Source organism: Sinorhizobium sp. M4_45 (genome assembly GCF_002885915.1).
In the GTDB taxonomy this organism is placed as follows: Bacteria; Pseudomonadota; Alphaproteobacteria; order Rhizobiales; family Rhizobiaceae; genus Sinorhizobium; species Sinorhizobium meliloti_A.
Map to the genome: position 1 here is coordinate 531,603 of NZ_NWVE01000003.1, position 22,740 is coordinate 554,342.

23 protein-coding genes are annotated in these 22,740 nt (G+C 63.0%); 16 read left to right on the plus strand and 7 right to left on the minus strand.

The window, feature by feature from the left end; translation table 11 throughout:
- Nucleotides 1-48: 48 nt before the first annotated feature.
- From CN933_RS12800 to CN933_RS12810, 3 genes are read left to right on the plus strand one after another with little or no spacing between them, the layout of a single operon-like run.
- Nucleotides 49-525, plus strand: a complete 477-nt coding sequence (locus CN933_RS12800) for a TRAP transporter small permease (RefSeq protein ID WP_102761722.1) — start codon at nucleotides 49-51, stop codon at nucleotides 523-525.
- On the plus strand, nucleotides 522-1,802 hold the full coding sequence (locus CN933_RS12805) for a TRAP transporter large permease (RefSeq protein WP_102761723.1): 1,281 nt from the start codon (nucleotides 522-524) through the stop codon (nucleotides 1,800-1,802). Before CN933_RS12800 ends, CN933_RS12805 begins: the two co-directional genes overlap by 4 nt.
- Nucleotides 1,803-1,838: 36 nt before the next feature.
- A complete protein-coding gene (locus CN933_RS12810) occupies nucleotides 1,839-3,083 on the plus strand; it encodes a Zn-dependent hydrolase (RefSeq protein WP_102761724.1) in 1,245 nt (414 codons plus the stop codon).
- A 53-nt stretch (nucleotides 3,084-3,136) separates the two neighbouring features.
- On the opposite strand, the gene CN933_RS12815 is transcribed toward CN933_RS12810, so the two are convergent.
- Both CN933_RS12815 and CN933_RS12820 read right to left on the minus strand, forming a co-directional pair.
- Nucleotides 3,137-4,057: a LysR family transcriptional regulator gene (locus CN933_RS12815; RefSeq protein ID WP_102761725.1), complete on the minus strand. Its 921-nt coding sequence runs from the start codon at nucleotides 4,055-4,057 to the stop codon at nucleotides 3,137-3,139.
- 158 nt (nucleotides 4,058-4,215) lie between these two features.
- On the minus strand, nucleotides 4,216-5,025 hold the full coding sequence (locus CN933_RS12820; protein WP_102761726.1) for a class I SAM-dependent methyltransferase: 810 nt from the start codon (nucleotides 5,023-5,025) through the stop codon (nucleotides 4,216-4,218).
- 105 nt (nucleotides 5,026-5,130) lie between these two features.
- On the opposite strand from CN933_RS12820, the gene CN933_RS12825 reads away from it, so the two are divergent.
- Genes CN933_RS12825 through CN933_RS12840 form a run of 4 tightly spaced genes read left to right on the plus strand, consistent with a single transcriptional unit; the run spans nucleotide 5,131 to nucleotide 9,267 of the window.
- Nucleotides 5,131-6,255, plus strand: a complete 1,125-nt coding sequence (locus CN933_RS12825; RefSeq protein ID WP_102761727.1) for an ABC transporter substrate-binding protein — start codon at nucleotides 5,131-5,133, stop codon at nucleotides 6,253-6,255.
- A 53-nt stretch (nucleotides 6,256-6,308) separates the two neighbouring features.
- On the plus strand, nucleotides 6,309-7,445 hold the full coding sequence (locus CN933_RS12830) for an ABC transporter substrate-binding protein (RefSeq protein ID WP_102761728.1): 1,137 nt from the start codon (nucleotides 6,309-6,311) through the stop codon (nucleotides 7,443-7,445).
- Nucleotides 7,442-8,512 (plus strand): FecCD family ABC transporter permease, encoded by a 1,071-nt coding sequence (locus CN933_RS12835; RefSeq protein ID WP_033047834.1) that lies wholly within the window; start codon nucleotides 7,442-7,444, stop codon nucleotides 8,510-8,512. The genes CN933_RS12830 and CN933_RS12835 overlap by 4 nt, the downstream gene beginning before the upstream one ends.
- Nucleotides 8,506-9,267 carry an ABC transporter ATP-binding protein gene (locus CN933_RS12840; protein WP_018098989.1) on the plus strand — a complete coding sequence of 254 codons (762 nt, stop codon included), beginning with the start codon at nucleotides 8,506-8,508 and terminating at the stop codon, nucleotides 9,265-9,267. Before CN933_RS12835 ends, CN933_RS12840 begins: the two co-directional genes overlap by 7 nt.
- 24 nt (nucleotides 9,268-9,291) lie before the next feature.
- Here the strand turns inward: CN933_RS12840 and rfbC are convergent, their stop codons facing one another.
- Nucleotides 9,292-9,831, minus strand: a complete 540-nt coding sequence (gene rfbC, locus CN933_RS12845) for a dTDP-4-dehydrorhamnose 3,5-epimerase (RefSeq protein WP_102761729.1) — start codon at nucleotides 9,829-9,831, stop codon at nucleotides 9,292-9,294.
- A gap of 201 nt (nucleotides 9,832-10,032) precedes the next feature.
- On the opposite strand from rfbC, the gene CN933_RS12850 reads away from it, so the two are divergent.
- From CN933_RS12850 to CN933_RS12860, 3 genes are read left to right on the plus strand one after another with little or no spacing between them, the layout of a single operon-like run.
- A complete protein-coding gene (locus tag CN933_RS12850) occupies nucleotides 10,033-10,521 on the plus strand; it encodes an acyltransferase (RefSeq protein WP_018098987.1) in 489 nt (162 codons plus the stop codon).
- Entirely contained in the window at nucleotides 10,521-11,363 is an 843-nt protein-coding gene (locus CN933_RS12855) for an NAD-dependent epimerase/dehydratase family protein (protein WP_102761730.1), read from the plus strand. The genes CN933_RS12850 and CN933_RS12855 overlap by 1 nt, the downstream gene beginning before the upstream one ends.
- A gap of 1 nt (nucleotide 11,364) precedes the next feature.
- Nucleotides 11,365-12,141, plus strand: coding sequence for a cephalosporin hydroxylase family protein (locus CN933_RS12860; protein WP_102761731.1), 777 nt, complete (start codon nucleotides 11,365-11,367; stop codon nucleotides 12,139-12,141).
- Nucleotides 12,142-12,662: 521 nt separating this feature from the next.
- Here CN933_RS12860 and CN933_RS12865 read toward each other — a convergent pair.
- Genes CN933_RS12865 through rfbF form a run of 3 tightly spaced genes read right to left on the minus strand, consistent with a single transcriptional unit; the run spans nucleotide 12,663 to nucleotide 15,736 of the window.
- Nucleotides 12,663-13,895 carry a class I SAM-dependent methyltransferase gene (locus CN933_RS12865; protein ID WP_102761732.1) on the minus strand — a complete coding sequence of 411 codons (1,233 nt, stop codon included), beginning with the start codon at nucleotides 13,893-13,895 and terminating at the stop codon, nucleotides 12,663-12,665.
- A gap of 6 nt (nucleotides 13,896-13,901) precedes the next feature.
- Complete coding sequence (rfbG, locus tag CN933_RS12870; protein WP_102761733.1) at nucleotides 13,902-14,972, minus strand: CDP-glucose 4,6-dehydratase; 1,071 nt, start codon at nucleotides 14,970-14,972, stop codon at nucleotides 13,902-13,904.
- On the minus strand, nucleotides 14,969-15,736 hold the full coding sequence (rfbF, locus tag CN933_RS12875) for a glucose-1-phosphate cytidylyltransferase (RefSeq protein ID WP_026168955.1): 768 nt from the start codon (nucleotides 15,734-15,736) through the stop codon (nucleotides 14,969-14,971). The genes rfbG and rfbF overlap by 4 nt, the downstream gene beginning before the upstream one ends.
- Nucleotides 15,737-15,978: 242 nt before the next feature.
- On the opposite strand from rfbF, the gene CN933_RS12880 reads away from it, so the two are divergent.
- The 5 genes from CN933_RS12880 to CN933_RS12900 all read left to right on the plus strand — a co-directional run bounded on the left by CN933_RS12880 (nucleotide 15,979) and on the right by CN933_RS12900 (nucleotide 20,578).
- Entirely contained in the window at nucleotides 15,979-17,418 is a 1,440-nt protein-coding gene (locus CN933_RS12880; RefSeq protein ID WP_102761734.1) for an FAD-binding oxidoreductase, read from the plus strand.
- Nucleotides 17,419-17,460: 42 nt separating this feature from the next.
- Nucleotides 17,461-18,882, plus strand: coding sequence for a pyridoxal phosphate-dependent decarboxylase family protein (locus CN933_RS12885; protein ID WP_102761735.1), 1,422 nt, complete (start codon nucleotides 17,461-17,463; stop codon nucleotides 18,880-18,882).
- 168 nt (nucleotides 18,883-19,050) lie between these two features.
- Nucleotides 19,051-19,518 carry an EF-hand domain-containing protein gene (locus CN933_RS12890; RefSeq protein ID WP_164866832.1) on the plus strand — a complete coding sequence of 156 codons (468 nt, stop codon included), beginning with the start codon at nucleotides 19,051-19,053 and terminating at the stop codon, nucleotides 19,516-19,518.
- 81 nt (nucleotides 19,519-19,599) lie between these two features.
- A complete protein-coding gene (locus tag CN933_RS12895; RefSeq protein WP_102761737.1) occupies nucleotides 19,600-19,965 on the plus strand; it encodes a DUF488 domain-containing protein in 366 nt (121 codons plus the stop codon).
- Between the two features lie 337 nt (nucleotides 19,966-20,302).
- Entirely contained in the window at nucleotides 20,303-20,578 is a 276-nt protein-coding gene (locus tag CN933_RS12900; RefSeq protein WP_018098276.1) for a hypothetical protein, read from the plus strand.
- A 332-nt stretch (nucleotides 20,579-20,910) separates the two neighbouring features.
- Here CN933_RS12900 and CN933_RS12905 read toward each other — a convergent pair whose 3' ends face one another.
- On the minus strand, nucleotides 20,911-21,711 hold the full coding sequence (locus CN933_RS12905) for a class I SAM-dependent methyltransferase (protein WP_018098277.1): 801 nt from the start codon (nucleotides 21,709-21,711) through the stop codon (nucleotides 20,911-20,913).
- A gap of 336 nt (nucleotides 21,712-22,047) precedes the next feature.
- On the opposite strand from CN933_RS12905, the gene CN933_RS12910 reads away from it, so the two are divergent.
- A complete protein-coding gene (locus CN933_RS12910; protein ID WP_146032664.1) occupies nucleotides 22,048-22,704 on the plus strand; it encodes a hydrolase in 657 nt (218 codons plus the stop codon).
- Nucleotides 22,705-22,740: the final 36 nt, after the last annotated feature.

Consider the following 22,740-nt stretch of genomic DNA (forward strand, 5'->3'; position numbering starts at 1 on the left):
TTCCCATCGCCGGGCCATGTCCGTCCGTCCACATCCAGCGAGGCTTCCATGCAAGACGCATCGACACCGCGCCCGCGGATTTCCAATGCCATAGACAACGTAGCCCGCGCGGCGGGCGGCCTGGCCATCGCCACCTTCACCGCCATCATCGTCTACGTCGTCATTTGCCGTTATGCCCTTTCCTTCACACCGCGCTGGTCGGAGGAGATCCCGCGTCTTCTCTTGGTCTGGGTGACGTTCATCGGTGCGGTTTCCGCCTTCGTCCGCAACACGCATCTTTGCGCCGGCCTGACGGACCTGCTCGTTGCGCCCGGCCGGTTCCGTTCCTTCCTGGCCGTACTCGCGCGTCTGGCATCCCTCCTGTTCCTGGTCGTCGTCATCTGGTCCGGATGGAAGATAACGGTGCTGACATGGTCGCATGAAACCACGGTCCTGAGCTGGCCCGCCGGGCTCGTCTATCTCGCGCTGCCGGTCACCGGCGCCACCGCCCTCGTTGCCCTCGTTGCCGCGGAACTGCGCAAATGAGCCTTGCCCTTCTCGTCCTCTTTGCGGTCTTCATTCTTTTGCTCCTGATCGATGCACCGATCGCGATTGCGCTTGCGCTTTCCTCGGTCGCTTATCTGCTGGTCGGCGATGTCTTGCCGCTGATGGTGGTCGCGCAGCGCATGGTCGCGGGGATCGACAGCTTCACGCTGCTTGCAATCCCGCTTTTCCTGCTTGCCGGTTTGCTGATGGTGCATGGGGGGCTCGCCCCGAGGATCGTCAATCTCTGCGCGGCTGTCGTGGGACAGCGGACGGGTGGTCTCGCCATCGTGATGATTGCCGCCTGCATGATGTTCGGCTCGCTCTCGGGATCGGGTGTCGCGGACGTGGTGGCGATCGGTTCCATGCTGCTGCCGGCCATGAAGGAGCGCGGCTACGATCCGGGCTTCTCGGCCGCAGGTCTCGGCTGCGCCGGTTCGCTTGGCACGGTCATTCCGCCGTCTATTGTCCTGATCGTCTACGGAACGGCGACCGGAACGTCGATCGGGCAGCTTTTCATTCACTCCATCGGTCCAGGTATCCTGCTCGGGCTCGGGTTGATGGTCGTCGCGTGGTGGATTTCCCGCAAAAACGGTTGGAAGGGCGGGGAACCGTTCAGCTGGACTCGGCTGGGCACCGCTGTGCGCGAATCCGTGCTTGCCCTGCTCGCGCCGGTCATCATCGTCGGCGGCATCCGCTTCGGCATCTTCACACCGACGGAGGCGGCGGGCATCGGCGTCGCCTATGCGCTGCTCGTCGGGGCTTTCGTCTATCGCCAGCTGACGCTCGCCAAGGTCTTCGGCCTCTTGCGCGACACGACGGAAATGACCGGTTCCATCCTCATCGTCATCGCGGCCGCCTCGGTCTTCGGCTGGATCCTGACGGTCGAGCAGGTTCCGCAGCTCGTCGTCAATGCCATCACCGGCGCGACCGAGAGCGCCACGGTCGCTCTCATACTGATGATGGCCGCGGTCCTGGTCCTTGGCACTTTTATGGAATCGATCGCCATCATCCTCATCCTGGCGCCCGTTTTCCTGCCGGTGCTGCGGGTCTTCGAGATCGACCCGGTCTATTTTGGCGTACTCCTGACCATCAACCTGGCGATCGGCGCCAACACACCGCCACTCGGCATCGACCTGATGGCCGCGTGCCGCACCGGTGGCATTCCGATGTCGGCGTCCTTCCGCTACCTGCTGCCGTTCATCGGCGTCATGGCGCTCATCATGTTCCTCCTCATTCTCTTCCCGGGGCTGATGACACTGATGTCGCTCGGAATGTGAGCCGCTTCGTCCGCAATTGCATTTGAAAGGTGAACCATGTCGTTCGCATCGAACACCCGTGCCAACATCGATCGCTTCTGGTCGACCATCGAGACTTCCGCCGAAATCGGCCAGGGGCGGCCGGGCGGTCTCGCCCGCCTCACGCTGACGGACGATGATCGCAGAATGCGCGACCTGTTCGTCAACTGGTGTCGTGATGCAGGGCTGAGCGTCGAGATCGATGAACTCGGCAACATCTTCGGGCGGCGCGAAGGAAGCGACCCGTCGCTGCCGCCGGTGCTGATCGGCAGCCATCTCGATACCCAGATCAACGGTGGTCGCTTCGATGGGATTGCCGGCGTTCTTTCCGGACTAGAGGTGATCCGTACGCTGAACGACGTCGGTCACGTCACCCGCCGTCCGATCGTCGTCGTCAACTGGACGAATGAGGAGGGAGCGCGCTTCTCGCCGCCCATGGTTGCTTCCGGCTGCTTCGTCGGGGCCTATGACGGGGACTGGGTCAAAGAGCTCGTCTCCGACGACGGAGCGCGTTTTGGCGCCGAGCTCGAGCGCATCGGTTACAACGGAAACAAGCCCTGTCGTGCCGGTGAGATCGATGCCTATTACGAACTGCATATCGAGCAAGGGCCGATCCTCGACCTCGAGCAACGCGATATCGGAGTGGTGACGGGCGGATATCCGAGCTACGGGATGAGGGTGCGCTTTACGGGAAAGACGGCGCATACCGGCCCGACGCCGATGGACCTGCGCCGCAATGCGCTGATCGCGGGCGCACGCTGGCTGACTGCCGTGGACGACATCGGCTGGGACTTTGCCGTCGGCGACGGCAAGGCGACAGGCGCCCGGCTGGCGGCGTGGCCGAACAAACCGGGTATCCTCTCCGACACGGCCCAAGCGATCTGCGACGTTCGCCATCCCGATGCGGCGACCGCGCGCGTCATGGGTGAAAAGATGCGCCGTGCCGTCTTCGAAAGCGCCGCCCGCGCCGGCTGCGACGCGGTCATAGAGGACGAGTGGTTTTGGGGCGGGGACATTTTCGATCACGCGATGGTGGATGGAATCCGGGCGGAAGCGGTCCGGATGGGCTACGACTGGCGTGACATCCAGTCCCAGGCCGGCCACGATGCCTATTTCCTCGCGCGACATTGCCCGACGGCAATGATCTTCACGCCCTGCAAGGGCGGCATCACCCACAACAACGAGGAAGACTGCGACCGCGACGATCTTGCGCCGGGCCTCAATGTCCTGTTGCACGCGGTCGTGGCGCGCGCCGACCGCTGATCGATCGGAGCACTTCCAGGAAGATTGCGTACCGGCTTTCCGCCGGGACGCCCTCAGTGCATTTCCGGGTAGAGCGAACGTAGCTCCTGCATCAGGTCGATGAAATGTTGCTCGGCGCGGGAATAGTCACCTTCCGGGTGCGTCACCAGAAACACGTCCGCGCCGAGCGGATAACCCTTGATTTCGAGCGGCCAGAGAAGTCCGCTCGCGACTTCGTCGTGAACGGCCGTCAACGGGAGAATTCCGATCCCGAGGCCGGCGACGATCATGCGTCTCACCTCCTCGAGATTTGGGCTTTGCCCGCTTATCCGTTCGCCGAGACCGAGGCTTTGGCTGAGGACCGCCATCGGCTCGAGACCCATGCCTTCGGTGGCGCAGGTAAAGGAAACAAAGGATTCCTGCCGCAATTCCCTCTTCTCCACCTCCTTACGGCCGAAGAGGGGATGCTCAGCGCCGCAATAGACGCTGAATTCTTCGCGAAACAGCAACTGACAATTCAGGCTGAAGACGGGGCGCGACAGGAGACATAATCCTATTCCGCATTTCTCCGTCTGAATCCGCTTGACCGTGTCCTGGCTGTTCTGGACCTCCATCACCCAGGTTACGGAGGGATAGCGCTGATGGTAGAGACGCAACGCCTCGTTTATGAGCGGGGACTCGAGGTTCGAGATGATCTGGATGCGCACCTCGCCGAACTCCTCGGCGGTTCTTTCCTGCGTGAGCTGGCCAATCCGCTCGACGGCACGGAAGATCTCACTGCATTCCTCGTAGATTTTCTGTCCCCGGGCCGTCAGCTCGAACTTGCGGCTGCCGCGAAGAACGAGCTGACAGGCCAACTGCTCCTCCAGTCGTTGCAGCGCCTGACTGACCGATGGCTGGCTCATGTTCAGCCGGGCCGCTGCCCGCGTGAGGCTTCGCTCTTCGGCGATCATGAAAAACGACCGCAGGAGATTGAGATTGAGATCTGTCGACATCGTACGGGCCTATCCATTTGCAACTCCACTCACGTGGGTCGGCACCAGCTGCTGAACCACGATGGCAGTGCAGCTTCCCGGAGAGATAGAGCACCGACACGTCGAAGCTCAAGAGTGCTGAATTGGCCGGCCGCCGCGCGCAGCCTAGTAGGCCGGCATCAGATCACGGGTTTGCTTGCGCGGATAGCAAAGCGATGCTGGCTTCTGCGCGCAAGGCCCTTGAACAGATTCCAGTTCTTTGCCTGCATCCGGTGTATCTCTCCGAGATCGGTATCGACGGTGATGTCGGCGAAACCGGCGGCCCGCAGCAATTCGACGACGGCCTCGGCGCGCGCTCCTTGCGAGAAGTGGACGCGGGCAAGAATGCTTCGATGCGTTTCCAGCATCTCGCGCGGCTGTGATGGCGCCTCGGGTCTGAGAAGGCCGACACGCTGCCCCCAGGCGTTGAGCGACGAAAAGAACCGCTCGAGCCGGGTCGAATTAACGAAATCGCCGTCGACGACGAGAAGCCTGCCGCCGGGCTTGAGGACGCGAAGCCATTCCCTGAAGGCTGCGGCCGGGTCCACCAGCGTCCATACGAGATGCCGGTTCACGACGACGTCATAATGGTCGTCCGGCTCCATGGTATTTTCCGCGTCGCCAATGCGGAAGGAAATATCGCGTCCGCGGCTCTTCGCTTTTTGCCGCGCGCGTTCCAGCATCGGCTCGGCCCAGTCGATACCCGCCACCCGGAAGCCGAGATCGTCGAGAAGGTGCGAGACCACTCCGGTCCCGCTCGCAAGATCGAGCGCAGAGCGACCGGCTCCCTCGCCGAGATGGCGCAGGATGAGCCGATGCCAGGCGGCGCGTTCCTCCTCGGAAAAAATCTCGTGGCCGGGAGAGAGATCGAAAGTGGCCGCACGTTGCGACCAATAGGCTTTGATTTCGTCGCGAAGATCATAATTGGGCCGCGTTGCCACGTCGCTCATTTTCAGTCCCGGTATCGTCTGTTTGGAAGCGTTCTAAAAGATATATGTTGACTGGTAAAGTCATGAAATATTAGAAGGCACCGAATTTCGAAGGAGCAGGGAACGATGAAGGTTTTCAACATGGTGGCCGCTGCCGCCGCAGGTTTCTGCACGCTTGTTTCGAGCGCCGCGTTCGCCGACGCCATCAAGGTAACCGATGTCACCGGTCGCGAGGTCGAAGTCAATGTGCCGGTCGAGCATGTGATCCTCGGAGAGGGGCGACAGATCTACTTTGTCGGCGCTCTCGACAAGGACGAGCCGTTCAAGCGGGTCGTCGGCTGGCGCGACGACCTCACCAAGGCGGATCCCGAGACATACGCCGCCTTTCTCGAGAAGTTTCCCGATATTGCCAAGCTGCCGACCTTCGGCGGCATGAAGGACGGCACCTTCGACGTTGAGCAGGCGGTGGCGCTGAAGCCGGACGTCATGCTGATGAATATCGACGCAAAGACCGCAACCGAGGAAGCGGGCTACATCGAGAAGCTCGAAAAAGTCGGCATTCCGCTCGTCTATGTCGATTTCCGCGAAAAGCCGATGGAGAACACCGAACCGAGCATGCGCCTTATCGGCAAGCTGTTCGGTGAGGAGGCAAAGGCCGAGGAATTCATCAAGTTCCGTGCCGACAGCATCGCCAAGGTGACCGATACCCTCGCCAAGGCCGATCCGAAAAAGCCGCTCGTGTTCATGGAGCGCGCCGGGGGCTATTCGGATGACTGCTGCATGTCGTTCGGCAACGAGAACTTCGGCAAGATGGTCGAGCTCGCAGGCGGCGTGAACATGGCGAAGGACATCATTCCTGGCACCTTCGGCACCGTCAATCCGGAGCAGGTCATCGCGTCCAATCCCGACCAGATCATCATCACGGGCGGCAACTGGGAGGGTTACGTTCCTGGCGGGGCCTGGGTCGGTGTCGGCTACGGCGCGGACGAGAAGGAGGCGCAGCGCAAGCTCGATGCCCTCACCACGCGTCCTGCCTTCACCGGTGTGAAGGCGGTCAAGGACGGCAATGTCCATGCCATCTGGCATCAGTTCTACAACAACCCCTACCAGTTCGTGGCCATACAGCAGATAGCGAAGTGGCTGCATCCGGATCTGTTCAAGGATCTCGATCCGGAGGCGACGTTCAAGGAACTGCACGAGCGCTTCCTGCCATTGCCCTACAAGAGCGGCTACTTCGTCTCCCTGAAGTAAGGCTCCAAGTTCGGAAGGCGTCAGCCTTCCGATTTCCCGTTCGCGAGGTTCCGATGCGGATACTGAGGAAGGCTCTTCTTGCGCTTGCCGCCGTGGCATTTGCCGCGGCGCCGGTGACCGCGGCGGAAATCACCGACGTTACCGGACGAAAGATCGAACTCGATCTCCCGGCAAAACGGATATTGCTGGGAGAGGCGCGCCAGATTCACATCGCGGCGGCACTCAAGCGCGAATCCGTCTTCGATACGATCGTCGGCTGGCGCGACGACCTGATCAAGAAGGATCCGGACTCGTATGCGGGTTACCTCGAGCGCTTTCCGAAGATCGAAAAGCTGCCGCGTTTCGGTTACATCCCGAGCGGTGATTTCAGCCTGGAGGCGGCAATCGCGCTCAAGCCCGATGTGCTGACGCTCAATCTCGAAGCCGAAGAAGCAGTCGAGGAGTCGGGCTTCATCGAAAAGGCGGCAGCCGCGGGCATAGCCGTGGTCTATCTCGACTTCCGGGTGGACCCGTCGAAGAACAGTGAGAAATCCATCCGGATTCTGGGCCAGCTCTTCGGCGCGGAGACACGGGCGGACGAGTTCATCGAGTACCGGCGCGCCCAGGTCGCTGTCGTGAGCGAGCGGCTGGCCAAAGCCGGAGCGGTCGACCGCCCCACGGTCTTCATCGAGCGCTCGCCCGGAATAACGGGTGAGACGGCATGCTGTCGGACCTTCGGCCCGGCGAATTTCGGCGAGATGGTCGAAAAGGCCGGCGGTCACAATATCGGATCCGACGTATTCACGACCACGTTCGGCGATCTCAATCCCGAGCAGCTCGTCGTCGCGAATCCCGAGCATGTGATCGTCACCGGCAGCAACTGGTCGGCCGAGTCGGACCTGAACCAGTTCGTGAGCGTCGGACGCGGCGCCGATCCAGCGGCGGCACGGGAGCGGCTGAAGGGCCTGATGCAGCGGCCGGCTTTTGCGAACCTCGAAGCGGTGAGGGTTGGCAGGGTCTATGCCGCCTGGCACCAGTTCTATGGCGCGCCCTATGAGTTCGTGCCGATCCAGCAATTCGCCAAATGGTTCCATCCGGACCTTTTTGCGGATATCGATCCGGACCGGACCTTCCGTGAATTCCATGAGAAATTCCTTCCGGTTGCCTATCGGCCGGGCTATTTCGTGTCGCTCACCGACGGAGAGAAATGATGGCCGCTATCGCCGAGGAGACCGCAGGCATCGAAGGGCGCGGTCGGTACCGCGCTCTCGTCTTTCGCCGGCTCTTCATGCTGTCGGGACTCGTCGCCGCCCTGTTCATCTCCGTCGCCGTCGACATGGCGCTCGGCCCGGCCAATTATTCCCTTTCGGACGTTCTGACGGCCCTGTTTCATGCCGAGACGGTAACCGATCAGCTTCGCGTCGTGATCTGGGACATACGCATGCCCATCGCGCTGATGGCCGTGACGGTCGGCGCCTCGCTCTCTCTCGCCGGCGCGCAGATGCAGACGATCCTGGCCAATCCGCTGGCAAGTCCGTTCACGCTGGGCATCTCGGCCGCGGCCGGCTTTGGCGCGGCGCTCGGCCTCGTCGCGGGCGTTGCCGTCTTCCCGGTCGCCGTTCAGTACATGGTGCCGCTCAATGCCTTCCTGATGGCTATGATAGCGGCGCTCTTCATCCATTTCGCCTCCACCATGCGCGGGGTCACCGTCGAAACGATCGTCCTTCTGGGCATCGCGCTCGTCTTCACCTTCAACGCCGCGCTGTCGCTGCTCGAATATCTCGCTTCAGAACAGGCGCTTGCGGCGGTCGTTTTCTGGACGATGGGCAGCCTCACCAAAGCGACATGGCCGAAGGTCTGGGTCACGGCCGCCGTACTGCTCGTCGCGGTGCCGGTCTTCGCACGCCGCGCCTGGGCGCTGACGGCGCTCCGGCTCGGCGACGACAAGGCGGCGAGCTTCGGCATCAATGTCCGCCGCCTCAGGCTCGAAACGATGCTGACGGTCAGCCTGCTCGCGGCGATCCCGGTGTCCTTCGTCGGAACGATCGGTTTCGTCGGTCTCGTCGGACCGCATATCGCCCGCATGCTCGTCGGCGAAGACCAGCGGTTCTTCCTGCCGGCCTCCGTCCTTTGCGGCGCGCTGCTGCTCTCCGTAACGTCGGTGGTCAGCAAGATGATCATTCCCGGAGCGGTGCTGCCGATCGGCATCATCACCGCGCTCGTCGGCGTACCCTTCTTCTTCGTGCTGATTTTCACCAACAGGAAGCGCGCATGGTAAGCCTCGCCCTCAAGGATGTCGGCGCCACCTATGGCCGGCGTGTGGTCCTTTCCGACATCAACACAGGCACTTTGAGGGGCGGGCAACTCACCGCCGTCATCGGTCCGAACGCGGCCGGGAAGTCGACGCTGTTCAAGCGGATCGCCGGCCTTGCCGCCGGTCCGGGCCTCGTCCATCTTTCCGATACGGCCAAGGGCGCGGAAGCAATCTGCTACATGCCGCAGGATACCGGCGCCAATGCCGTCCTGACGGTCTACGAGTCGGTGCTGCTTTCCGCCAAACAGGGTTCGGGCTGGAAGGTCAAGGACGGCGAACTGGCGGAAATCGACCGCGTGCTTGCGGCGCTCAAGATCGAGGATCTCGCCTTTCGCGGCCTTGGCGAACTTTCCGGAGGGCAGCGCCAGCTCGTCTCCATCGCGCAGGCGCTGGTGCGCAAGCCCGAGGTCCTGCTGATGGACGAGCCGACTTCGGCGCTCGACCTCTTCCGCCAGATCGAGGTGCTCGGCTTCATGAAGCGGCTCGCCGCTCAATCCGGCATGGCGGTGCTGATCGCCCTGCACGACCTGAACCACGCGCTGCGCTATTGCGAGGATACGATCGTGATCAGCGGGGGATCGGTCGTGGCCAGCGGCCCGACCCATGCCGTCGTCACCGCCGACATGCTGAAAACGGTCTATCGCGTCGAGGCGCGCGTCGAAGCCTGTTCTCGCGGGCGGCCGGTCATCATCGTCGACGACTCCCTCGCCTTCGGGTGAAGTGCCGCCGCTGCGGCAGCGGCCTCAAGCGGAGATAAAGGCAAAGGCACGGTCGCGCTCCGACATCTGTGCAACTTCGAGCGGCCAGGAAATGGCGAGGTGCGGGTCGAGCGGATTGAGCCCGCCTTCCGCTTCGGGCGCATAGGGCTTGTCATGCAGGTAGACGAGTTCGCAATTCTCGCTCAGCGTCTGAAAGCCATGGGCAAACCCGCCGGGGATCATCATCGAGCGGGCATTCTCCGCGCTCAGGATTTCACCGTGCCATTGCAGATAAGTGGGCGAATCCGGCCTGATGTCGACGGCGACATCGAATACGGTGCCGGCCAGGCACGAGACGAACTTCGCCTCGTCATGGGGTGGCCGCTGGAAGTGCATGCCCCGGATCGTGCCCTTCGCTCGCGTCAGCGTGTGGTTGATCTGCGCGATCGTTCCGTCAGCGCCGAAATCGCGCAATTCGTCCCGGCAGAAGAAGCGTGAGAAAAAGCCGCGTTCGTCGCCGGTTTGCTTGCGCTCGACGACCGTGAGGCCGGCGAGAGACGTGGAGAGACGATTGAAGCGCGACATGAATTCCTCGATACAGCGTTCCCGACCGTTGCTTCTTGCACGATCCGGCGTTGACGCGGCAAGCGCTAACTGGAAAAGAGGACACCGAGACAACCCTCTATCGCGCCGAGCTTCTCATCAGATGCGCAAAGGTTGGAGCGGGATGCGGGCGGAAAACCGCACACACTTTCCTCATCCCGCTCTCGAAATATCGGAGTCATTATGATCGAGGTGCATCCCTCGGCTAAGATCAGCCCCCTCTGCGATATCGAGGATTCCGTGCGGGGCACACGAATCGTCGTCGGAGAAGCGTCGGTCATCGACAGCTTCGTCAAGATCAAACCGGTGGGCGGCACCGGCGACCTCACGATCGGCCGCTTCTGTTACGTCAACAGCGGCTGCGTCTTCTATACCGGTAACGGCATAAGCATCGCCGACAATGTTTTGATCGCGGCCAATTGTACCTTCGCTCCGGTCAATCACGCCTATGGCGACCGGGATCGCCTGATCCGGGAACAGGGCTTCCTGCCGAGCCGCGGCGGCATCGTCGTCGAGGAGGATGTCTGGATCGGGGCGAATTCGGTGATCCTCGACGGCGCCCTGTTGCGCAAGGGCTGTGTCATCGCTGCCGGGTCCATCGTGCGCGGCGAGGTCGAAGCCTACACCGTCTGCGGCGGCAATCCGCTGAGGCGGCTGGGGGTGCGATCGTGATGTTCACGGTTTTCGGCGGTTCCGGTTTCGTCGGGCGCAATCTCGTCCGCCGATTGCGCGAACGGGGTGCCGAGGTGCGTGTTCCCTCCCGCGCCGACATGCCGGCCTTCGGCGAGGATCTCGGCCATGTCATCTATGCCATCGGCCTTACGGCCGATTTCCGCACTCGGCCATTCGACACGATCGAAGCGCATGTCTCGCTCGCAGCGAAGGTCCTGCGTGAGAACGCGTTTTCGTCCTTTCTCTATCTCTCGTCCACTCGAGTCTATGCCGGCAGCGAGGATACGCGCGAGGAAGCCCGGCTGTCGGTCTCGCCTCTCGATCCTTCGGATCTCTACAATCTCTCCAAGTTGACGGGGGAAGCGATCTGCCTCGCCTCCGGCCGCGAGAAGGTGCGGATCGCGCGCTTGTCGAACGTCGTCGGGCCTGACGAGGCGAAGTCGGACACGTTCCTCGGCGCGCTGTGCCGCGAGGCGGGCAGCGGCCATATCCAGCTCCAAACCGCGCTCGATTCGAGCAAGGACTATATCTGGATCGACGATGCCGTGGACCTCCTCTTGCGGATCGCGCAGGAGGGCCGCAATTCCGTCTACAACGTCGCAAGCGGCCGTCAGACGAGCCACGCCGAGTGGTGCGCAGCCATCCAATCCCGGACGAAATGCTCCTTAGCTGTGGACGACGGTGCGCCGACAGTTTCATTCGCATCGATCTCTGTCGACAGGTCGAAGGAGGAGTTCGCTTTTGCCGCAGCACCTGTGCTAGAGCGCATCGCAGAAATCCTGGGCGAGGGAGAGCCGGATACCGGTTGCCACCCGCGGCCCTTCAGAAGAAGCAGGATCTGACATGGACCCTATCGAACAATTCCGCACCGAGCGGGCGGCCGCGATCGACGGCTACGGCCGTGACGGCGATTTCCAGGCGCTGTCGAACCAGTGGCGCGAAGCTTCTATGGCGAAGCGTTACGTCTATAATTTCGATTGGCTGGGGCGCCCGATCATTCAGTATCCGCAGGATATCCTGGCGATGCAGGAACTGATCTGGGCGACGCGTCCCGATCTGGTGATCGAGACGGGGATCGCGCATGGAGGCTCGGTGATCATGAGCGCCTCGCTGCTCGCCATGCTCGACATGTGCGATGCGATCGAGGCGGGCGTTTCATTCGACCCCGGCCGGTCCAAGCGCAAGGTCATCGGCATCGACATCGACATCCGCGCCCACAACCGCGCGGCGATCGAGAGCCATCCGATGGCGAGCCGCATCCAGATGTTCGAGGGATCGTCCATCGATCCGGACATTGTCGCGCAGGTGCGTGAGGCGTCGGTCGGCTACAGCCGCGTCATGGTATGCCTCGATTCCATGCATACCCATGCGCATGTGCTCGCCGAACTCGAAGCCTATGCGCCGATGGTGACGGCCGGCTGCTATTGCGTGGTCTTCGACACTCTGGTCGAAGACATGCCCGCGGGATTCTTCGACGACCGCCCCTGGGACGTGGGCGACAATCCGAAGACCGCCGTGCATGAGTATCTGAAATCGCATCCTGAGTTCGAGATCGACCGGTCGGTTCAGAACAAGTTGATGGTGACCGTTGCGCCGGATGGCTTCCTTAAGAGGCTTTGACAGGTCCGCTTCTGATCTAGGATCGACCTAAGTCATCGTGATCGATTCAAGAGGTTAGAGCGGGATGCGGGCGGAAAACCGCACTCACTTTCCAAAGTCCGTTGAGATCGGATACCCGCGTCCGCTTGTTTGACTTCCTCATTCCTGTGCTCGTCACAGGAATCCAGCCAGGCCAAGCCCTTGGGCTGAAAGAACGCTTCCCGCGCCGCAGACGCGGCGCTGCTCTCATCCCTGTGACGAGCACAGGGATGAGGGGAGGAGAGGTTGCAGTCCTCCGATACGTTTCCTACAGCGCCGCGTCTTATGAGACGCGCAAAGGTCGCTGTAGCACTTTGAGCTGCTGCATGTTTTTGTCCATTGATCGGCTACGATCAATGGACACATGCAGTGGCGCACGGTCGGTACTCAATGAATTCGCACGCATCGCCATGCGCGCCGACAAAACCGACCAGAGCTTCAACGCCATTTCCATCTCGCGGCAGCCGTCATAAACTCAAAATGGATCTCTTACAGGCCTTAGACTAGATCACCCGCACTTCCGGAATGGCGACGACGAAGCGGCCGCCCCAGGAACGGATATAGGCGTGGGCGGCGACGATCTCGTCGGTCAGGTTCCAGGGCAGGATGACGATATAATCGGGTTTTTCAGCCTCGATCCTGGCGGGATCGTAGATCGGAATGTGGCTGCCGGGCGAGAGCTTGCCCTGCTTCAGATCGTTGCGGTCGACGATGAAGTCGATATCCGACGCGGTGACCCCGCAGACGTTCAGGAAGGTGTTGCCCTTTGCTGCAGCGCCGTAGGCCGCTACGCGCTTGTTTTCGCTTCTGGCCTGCGCGAGAAACGCGCGGAATCCATCGCAGACCGCGGCGATGCGCCTCCCGAAGGCGGCGTAGGTGGGCATCTGCGTGAGCCCGGCGCTTTCCTCCTCGGCCCGTACTTCGGCGAGCTTCGCGGTCGCAGGTCTGTTTCCGGACACCGCCTGGGCGTAAACGCGCAGCGAGCCTCCATGGGTCGGCAGTTCCTCGACATCGAAGACCTTCAGCCCGCAAGCGGCGAAGATACGTTCGACGGCCGCGAGCGAGAGGTAGGAATAGTGCTCGTGATAGATCGTGTCGAATTGGATGCCTTCGATCAGCCGCAGGAGGTGCGGAAACTCGAAGGTAGCGACGCCGTCCGGCTTCAGGAGGATCGCAAAGCCGCTGACGAAATCCGCGATATCCGGCACATGGGCGAGAACATTGTTGGCGGCGGTGAGATCGGCGCGGATGCCGCGGGCGACGAGCGCGTTGGCCGTGTCACGGCCGAAGAAGGCGACATGGGTCGGCACGTTGCGGCCTTCGGCGATCCTCGCGGCATTGGCCGCCGGCTCGACGCCGAGCACGGGAATTTGCTTGGCCGCGAAATATTGCAGCAGGTAGCCGTCGTTCGACGCGACTTCCACCACCTGCGAGCTGCCGTCGAGAGCGAAGCGTTCGGTCATCGCCTCTGAATAACGGCGCGCATGGTCGAGCCAGCTCGTCGAGAATGACGAGAGATAGTGGTAGTCGGCGTTGAAGATTTCGTCCGCCGGGACCGTCTCGGTGGTCTGGACGAGCAGGCATTCGGAACAGACCATCACCTTCAGCGGAAAAGCCTTCTCCCGGGCGATCGCCTCCTCGGTCGGCTCGAGAAACGAGTTGGACCAGGGTGTCGCCCCGAGGTCGGCCACGACGGTTTCAAGCGGGGTCGAGCAGAAGCGGCAGGAGTGGGACATCGTGGATCAAAGGCCTTTCGTGAATGCTTCTATCTGGTCGAGCGTGAGTTGACGCGCAGCTTCGCCGCGGCGCCAACCGTCGTACCAGCGCGCGGTCCACTCGATCGCCTGCTTCTGGGCGAGGCGCGGGCGCCATGCGAGGTTCTCGCCGGCGAGAGCCGGATCGAGGCCGAGCGTCTGCATCTCGCGCGGTTGCTCGAGCGCAGAGACGTCGTCCCATTCGGGGTCGAGCCCCATCGCGGCCTGCACGGCGTTCGCCACGTCGCGCACGGGGATCGCCGGCTCGGATGGCGAGGGGCCGAAATTCAGCGCATCGACATCGCTCTCGCCCTCGTAGAGTGCCTCGGCAAAGAGAAAATAGCCGTTGAGACAATCAAGCACGTGCTGCCAGGGACGCGTCGCGAGCGGGCTGCGAATATTGAGTCGCGAGCCGGATAGGGCGGCGCGCACGACGTCCGGCACGAGCCGGTCGTCGGAGAAATCGCCGCCGCCGATCACATTGCCGCCTCGTGCCGTGGCGACACGAATGCCGCGCTCCTTAAGGTAGGCGCTGCGCCAGGTTGCGACGGCAAGCTCGCAGGCTGCCTTGGAGCCCGAATAGGGGTCATGCCCGCCAAGCGTATCGCTCTCCCGGAAATGCCGCCCGCTCTCGTCGTTGCGGTAGACCTTGTCGGTCGTCACGACGAGGACGGCCTTCACCGAAGGCGTCGCACGGGCCGCTTCGAGCAGCCGGACCGTGCCCATGACATTGACGTCGAAAGTCTCAGCAGGCTCCGCATAGCTTTCGCGGACCAGCGGCTGCGCCGCCATGTGCAGGACGATCTCCGGTTCGCTCTTGCGTGCGATCGTCGCGAGCGCTTCACCGTCGCGAATGTCGCCGAATTGACCGCCCGGTGCTCCGTTCGGATGCAACAGGTCGTGGAGCGACGGCCGAGAGGCGGGCGGCAGTGCATAGCCGGTCACATGCGCGCCCATCTCCTTGAGCCACACACCCGCCCAGCTTCCCTTGAAGCCCGTATGGCCGGTCAGCAGGACGCGCTTTCCCGCCCAGAATCCCGGATCAGGGAGACGGCTCATGCCCAGACTTTCCAGGGCGCGCGGTTTTGCTGCCAGAGCTCTTCGAGCTGGGTCTTGTCGCGCAGCGTGTCCATCGGGCGCCAGAAACCTTCATGCGGGAAAGCCATCAGCTGCCCGTCGCGCGCCAGGCCCTCGAGCGGCGCGCTTTCGAAGGGGACGTGATCTCCCGCGATGCGGTCGAGCACGGAGCGATTAAGAACGAAAAAACCGCCATTGATGCGGCCGTTGTCGCCGGCCGGTTTCTCGGTAAAGCTCATGACCTGCCCGGCTTCGGTGGCGAGCGCACCATAGCGCCCCGGCGGCACCACGCTCGTCACGGTCGCCTCGCGGCCGTGACGCAAATGGAATTCGGTGAGCGCGCGGATATCGACATCGGCGACGCCGTCGCCATAGGTCAGGCAGAAGGTCTCGCCGAGATAGCCGGCGACACGCTTCAAGCGGCCGCCGGTCATGGACTCCGGTCCCGTATCGACCAGCGTCACCCGCCAGGGTTCGGCACTCTTCGTGTGATAGGCTGTCTCGCCCGTCGTCATGTCGAAGGTGACGTCGGAGGAATGCAGGATATAGTTGGAGAAGTACTCCTTGATCATGTAGCCGCGATAGCCGAGGCAGATCACGAAATCCGAAAAGCCGTAATGGCTGTAGATCTTCATGATGTGCCAGAGGATCGGGCGCCCGCCGATCTCGATCATAGGCTTCGGCCTGAGGTGGCTCTCCTCCGAAATGCGGGTGCCGTATCCGCCGGCGAGAATGACCACCTTCATGCCCACGACTTCCCTCTCCATACTGCCTTCGACCGCCATTTCGCGGATTGCCGCGCCGGCGGTTCATTGGAGCATTTTAGCCGCGATTGCAAGAATCGCGCTGGCGGGAAGCCGTGTTGGCGCCCTGCAAGCTAACCCCAAAGGACTAGGGGCGGCGACCGCGGGTCTGCTTGCCGGGTTTAGGGCAAAGGCGCAGAATGCCCGCCGCTGGGGGCAATGGTTCACCGCGGGAGGAGCGAATCATGAACGACATGAGCCTCATCAATCTGCAAAACGGAATAACAATGATCAGCGCCGCGGCAATCGAGGCATTTGCCGCGCGCCTTCGCGGGCGCGTCCTGATTGCGACCGACGCCGCCTATGACGAGGCGCGCACGATCTGGAACGGCATGATCGACAGAAGGCCCGGGCTGATCGTGCAATGCGCCGGAGCGGCCGACGTCGTCAATGCGGTGCGCTTTGCTGCGGAGAACCGGTTGCTCGTCGCGGTGCGCGGCGGCGGTCACAACATCGCCGGCAACGCGGTCTGCGACGGCGGCATGGTGATCGACCTCACGCCGATGAAATCGGTGCGGGTCGATGCGACGACGAAGACGGCCTGGGTCGAGCCGGGGGCGACGCTTGCCGATCTCGACGTGGAGACGCAGGCCTTCCGTCTTGCATTGCCGACCGGCATCAACTCGACGACCGGTATCGCCGGCCTGACGCTCGGCGGCGGGTTCGGCTGGATCACGCGCAAATTCGGATTGACGATCGACAACCTGCTATCGGCCGATGTGGTCACGGCCAATGGCGAACTGGTGCGCGCGAGCCCCACCGAGCACCGCGACCTGTTCTGGGCCATCAGGGGCGGCGGCGGCAATTTCGGGGTCGTGACGGCCTTCGAATTCCGCCTGCACGAACTCGGCCCCGACGTGCTCTCCGGGCTCGTCGTCCATCCCTTTGCCGAAGCCGAAAGCGTGCTGCAGCAATACAGGCAGGCGCTCGAAAATGCGCCGGACGAACTCACCTGCTGGGTGGTGATGCGCCAGGCGCCGCCGCTGCCCTTCATACCGGCCGAATGGCACGGCAAGGAGGTCGTCGTGCTCGCCATGTGCTATTGCGGCGATCTCGAAGCGGGCGAGAAGGCAGTGGCGGAGCTGCGGGCGATCGGCAATCCGATTGCCGACGTGGTATCGCCGCATCCCTTCGTCGGCTGGCAGCAGGCTTTCGACCCCTTACTCGCTCCGGGTGCCCGCAACTACTGGAAGAGCCACGACTTCATGGAGCTTTCCGATCAGGCGATCGGCATTCTCACCGAATCGATCCGGCAGTTGCCGGGCCCGGAATGCGAGGTATTCATCGCCCATGTCGGCGGCGCCGCCGGCCGCGTTGCGGCAGAGGAAACCGCTTTCCCGCAGCGCAACTCGCACTTCGTCATGAACGTGCACGGCCGATGGCGGGACGCGGCGATGGACCAGGCCTGCATCGACTGGGCGCGGCATCTCTTCGAAGCAGCAAAGCCCTATGCCGCCGGCACGGCCTACGTCAATTTCATGCCTGAAGACGAGATGGACCGGGTCGAGGCGGCCTACGGCGCGAACTATGGCCGGCTCGTCGAGGTCAAGCGGCATTACGACCCGCTCAATCTCTTCCGGATGAACCAGAACGTCCGGCCGATAGAGGAACGCGGGGCGGCCTGAAGCGGGTGGCCTCGTTCGTAAGGCAACGCCTGGAGGCAGTTCATGAAGGAGCAAACGACCCGCGAAATTCTTCAACGCGCGGCGGAGCACGCCGCGCGTTTCCGCGACAAAATTACGGAGCTGCCGCAGCGGCCGGAGCAATCGTATCCCGCCGCATTGAAGATGTTTCGGGAAGCTCTGCCGGAACGGGGAAGCGCCGGTACCATAGTGATCGACGAGCTTGCCGCGAAAGCGGAGCCGGGGCTTCACGCGATGACGGGGCCACGCTTCTTCGGCTGGGTCATCGGCGGTTCGCATCCGGTCGGGGTTGCGGCCGACTGGATGACGAGCGCCTGGGGACAGAATGCCGGCAACCATCACGCGGCGCCGGCCGCAGCCGCCGCCGAGGCAATCGCGGCCAACTGGCTGCTCGATCTTCTCGACCTCCCGCGGGAGAGTTCCGTCGGCTTTGCGACCGGCGCGACGCTCGCCAATTTCATCTGCCTTGCCGCAGCGCGCGGAGAGGTGCTGCGGCAGGTCGGATGGGACGTCGAGGCGCAGGGCCTCTTCGGCGCGCCGCCGGTCGCTGTGCTGATCGGCGACGACGCGCATGCGACGGTCTTTTCGGCGCTGCAGTTCCTGGGCTTCGGGCACGACCGCGTGCTGCGCGTCCGGACCGACGACATGGGTCGCATCACCGGACCGGCTTTCGCCGAGGCAGCGGCGCAGGTCTCCGGTCCCTGCATTGCGATCCTGCAGGCAGGACAGATCAATACCGGTGCCTTCGACGACTTCGCCGGCATCATGCCGATTGCCCGCGACCTGGGCGCCTGGGTTCATGTCGACGGCGCCTTCGGCCTCTGGGCGCGCGCCACTCCCGGAAAGCGCGGGCTCACCGACGGGATCGACGAAGCACATTCCTGGGCGACCGATGGCCACAAATGGCTGCAGACCCCCTATGACTGCGGATATGCCATCATCCGCGATCAGGAAGCGCATCGCCGGGCGATGACGATCGCCGCGAGCTACCTGCCGCCGACCACCGAGGGCGAGCGGGACCCGAGCCATTTCGTGCCCGAACTGTCGCGCCGAGCCCGCGGTTTTGCCACCTGGACGATGATCAAGCATCTGGGACGCGAAGGCATCGCCGCCATGGTCGACCGGCATTGCCGCGTCGCCCGCGCCATCGCCGGGCGGCTGAGCGGCGAAGACGGCATAAACGTCCTGAATGAGGTGGTCCTCAATCAGGTCCTGGTACGTTTCGAAGCGGCGATGCCGGGCGATGAAGGCGACCGGATGACCCAGGCGACGATCGCCAGGCTGCAGGCCGACGGCATCCTGTTCGCCGGCGGCGCGGTCTGGCGCGGCCGCAAGGTGATGCGGCTCTCGGTCATCTCCTGGCTGACGGACGACCGCGCCGGCGAGAGGACCGCCGGGGCGATCATCGCTGCCTGGCGCGCCGTTCGTGATGACACTGAGGTGTAAGGCGTTTTTGCCCGGCACCGAAAGAAGGGCGGCCGGTATCGGAACCTCTCCACGCCCTTGCGGTTAGCAGGCGATGGGGCGGCTGTTTTATGCGGCGAAGCCGCCGCGCCGTCTGAGGACAATGCAGCCGCTACCGCACACCGACGTGCAACTCGAGGAGGAGCTCACATGTCACTGATGAAATTTCCGACCGTGACGGCCCTTGCCGCCATCATGGCCATCAGCGCCGCAACGAGCACTGCCGCCCAGGCACCCGCTCCGATTCCGCCCGCAGGAGAAATGCCGGCCCAGGACCAGGGCATTGAACCCGATATGCAACCCGGCGATCAGGGGGGCGGTGGAAGCGTCACCCAAGGCGATCAGCCAGACATGATGCGCGAGGACATGATACGTGGCGACGGGAAGCGCGGCGACCGGATGCGGCATCGCGACCGGATGCGGGGCATGATGATGCACCGGCAGACGATGCACCGTCAGATGATGAAAATCATGTTCGCCATCACCGATGCGGACAATGACGGCGCCCTTTCCTTCGAGGAGATCAGCACGATCCACAAGCGGGTTTTCGACAAGGTCGATATCAACCGCGACGGCAAGGTCACGCCGGAAGAGATACAGGGCTTCTTCCACGATTAGGAAGGCTCCGCTACGCTGGATGAAAGCAGTTTTCCTCCCCGGGACGGTTGCGGCCGCCCCGGCACGTATGGTGGGGACCCTATGGCATCACTCCAGTTGAAGCGTGTCTACCAGGCGCCCGGCGCGTCCGACGGTACGCGCATCCTCGTCGACCGGCTCTGGCCGCGCGGCGTCGCCAAGGAAAAGGCCGGCATCGACCTCTGGCTCAAGGACATCGCGCCGAGCGACGCGCTGCGCAAGCGGTTTCATGGGAAGCCGCAGGATTGGGATGCGTTCTGCGTCGCCTATGCGGAGGAGCTCGAGAGCGGGGCCGCGCAGGCGGCGGTAGCGGAGTTGCGCGAACGATGGAAAGAGGGGCCGCTGACGCTGCTTTATGCCGCGCGTGACGAGGCGCACAACAATGCGGTTGCGCTGAAGGCGTGGCTGGAGCGGGGAGGGGTCTCTTAGCCCCTATGATTTCAGGCCGGATCGGCCTAGAATCGTAACCGATTCTGGTAAGCAGGGCGGCATAGGGGCGGAAAACAGCACACAGTTCGCCTCGCCTCGTCGCTCCGAAGACGTGGACAGTGACCACCCTTGTTCACGCGACATTCCGTCCGAGGTTGCCGGTATCAACCCGGGCATGCGGTAGCCGCATAGTAGCCATTCCTTGCATTCGCCGTGCCTGATACCGATTTATGCAATGAAAGCTTCGACCCGTACTCCAACAATAAACGTGGCATACGTCCGCCCGGGCGACCGGCCGCGCCTGCGGAGGCCGCCTTAACGACCAAAGGAGCCAGCAATGCGGGATTCTGCCAAGACCCTGAATGAGATGACGCCTCGCGAGCGCGCAAACCTGATGACCCTTGTCGCGGACGCACTTGAAGCCACCGCGGACGAGGCACAGGAAATCGGCGATGATCGGTTTGCAGCAAACTCGATCAGTCTCGCCAGAATTATCAGCGGTTGCGCCGAAGACGTCGCGACAATGGATTTGCCGGCCGCGGAACTTCTTTTGCAGCACGGTATCTCGCTGATCGCCCTGTTCCGGCGTCAAGCGCCGCCTGTTCTGCATTAAGGCCTGTTGAGCAGCTCAAAGTGCTACGGCGACCTTTGCGCGTCTCACAAGACGCGCGGCGCTGTAGGAAACGTATCGGAGGACTGCAATCTCTCCTCCGTCCTCATCCCTTGTGCTCGTCACAGGGATCCAGCAGCGCCGCGTCTGCGGCGCGGGAGCGTTCTTTCAGCCCAAGGACTTGGTCTGGCTGGATTCCTGTGACAAGCACAGGAATGAGGAACTCAAACAAGCCGCCGCGGGTGGCCCGAATCTCAACAGGCATTAGTTCATGTGCTATGCTGGCCAGGCGGACCGGCTGAGAATGCCGGTGCACGCGATCGCGAGCGGCTCGATCACGGAACGGTGCCCCGGCAGGCCCAGGCGACGTTCGCAAAGGAGCGCGGACCGTCGGGCCGTCCGGCTTCGTAGGCGTCGCGCACGGCGGCACTGGTGCGTGACCGCTCCTCCGCATCGAGCGTTGCCACATATTTTCCGAGCGGCCCTTCGCCCGCGCCGATCGGCGCCCAGTAATCGTCGAAGTTCCGGTAATCCATGCGGATCATCAGCTCGGTTTCCGCAACGTTTGCGAGACCCTGCTCGACAAATGTCCGCTTCATTTCTCCCGGCCGCATCATCGGCTGGGAGCAGTAGCGGGCGCGAAGTGCGCGCCCGCCTTCGCCGAGCGCCGCCACCGTGTCGACCATCATGCGCATGCCGGGCATTCCGCCGAAATGGTCCCACACCGCCGCCGCGACGACGCCGCCGGGACGCACCGCGCGGCGCATCTCGGCCACGGCCTTGCCTGCTTCGGGTACGAAGTGGAGCACGAGAAGGGCGAAGGCGCGGTCGAAGGTCCGGTCTTCGAACGGCAGGGCGCAGGCATCCGCTTCTCTTATCTTTATGCGCGGATCGGTGTTGCGCCGGATCGCCTCCTCCACGAAGACGGGCGAATAGTCGATCGCGGCGATCTCTTCGAGCCTGGCGGCGTCGGCGAGTGCGAAGGTGAGACTGCCGGTTCCGCAGCCGACATCCAGAACCTTCTCTCCATCGGCGACGCCGGCAAAATCTATGAATTTCGGCGCAAGCTTCCGGCTCCAGCGGCCCATGAGCTGCTCATAACCGGCTGCATCATGCACGTTGAAGCTTGATGTCATAAGGGCCTCCCTCGCCGCGGGGAGCTAATCTAAACCTGTGAGAAGGGGTTGCCAAGGCGGCACGCATCACGCGCTTCGGCAGACCTGCGCCGTGCAGCTGCTGGGGGCGACGTGCTGATTTCTGAAGAAGCTCAAAGCCGCCGAGAGTCCGGCAACCGAACGAACTGAAGCCTATTTTTTCCTGCTGATGCTGCTTTTCAATTTTCTAGAACGAAAGCAGAGAAATTATACAACTACATGCACGCTCCGTCCCTTTGTAAATCATGGATCACGGTCTCGGCCCTGAAGAATTCGGGTCGGCCGAAACGAGTTAACAGCAGGAGATCTACGATGAGCATCACCGCCACCACGACGCCCGGCAAGACGTTGCTGTCCCCGACCGATCATGCGCTCGTCCTTATCGACTTCCAGTCGCAGATGGCGTTTGCGACCAAGTCCATCGCGCCGGAACTGCTTCGCAACAACGCGGCCCTCATTTCCCGCGCGGCAGCCGGCTTCGAGGTGCCCACCATCCTCACGACCGTCGCCGAAAAGAGCTTCTCGGGCCCGATGTTTGCGGAAGTCACGGACGCCTTTCCCGGCCAGCGGCTTCTTGACCGTACCTCGATGAACACCTGGGAGGATGCGGCCGTCATCGAGGAGGTGAACCGTATCGGCAAGGATCGGATCGTGTTCGCCGGCCTCTGGACGTCTGTTTGCATCGTCGGCCCGACGCTATCGGCGCTCGACCAAGGCTTTGAAGTCTATGTGATCACCGATGCCTGCGGCGATGTCTCGGCCGAGGCCCACGAGCGTGCGGTGGAGCGCATGGTCCAGGCCGGGGCCCGCCCGGTGACCTCGGTGCAATACCTTCTCGAATTGCAGCGCGACTGGGCCCGGGCCGACACCTACGAGCTCACGACCGGCATCGCGAAGAAGTGGGGCGGCGCCTATGGCATCGGGATCACCTATGCCAAGGCCATGTTCGGTGCCTCCGAGGGCGGTCACGGCTAGAGCGGAATGAGGAAAGGCGATCCTCGGCGCCGCAAT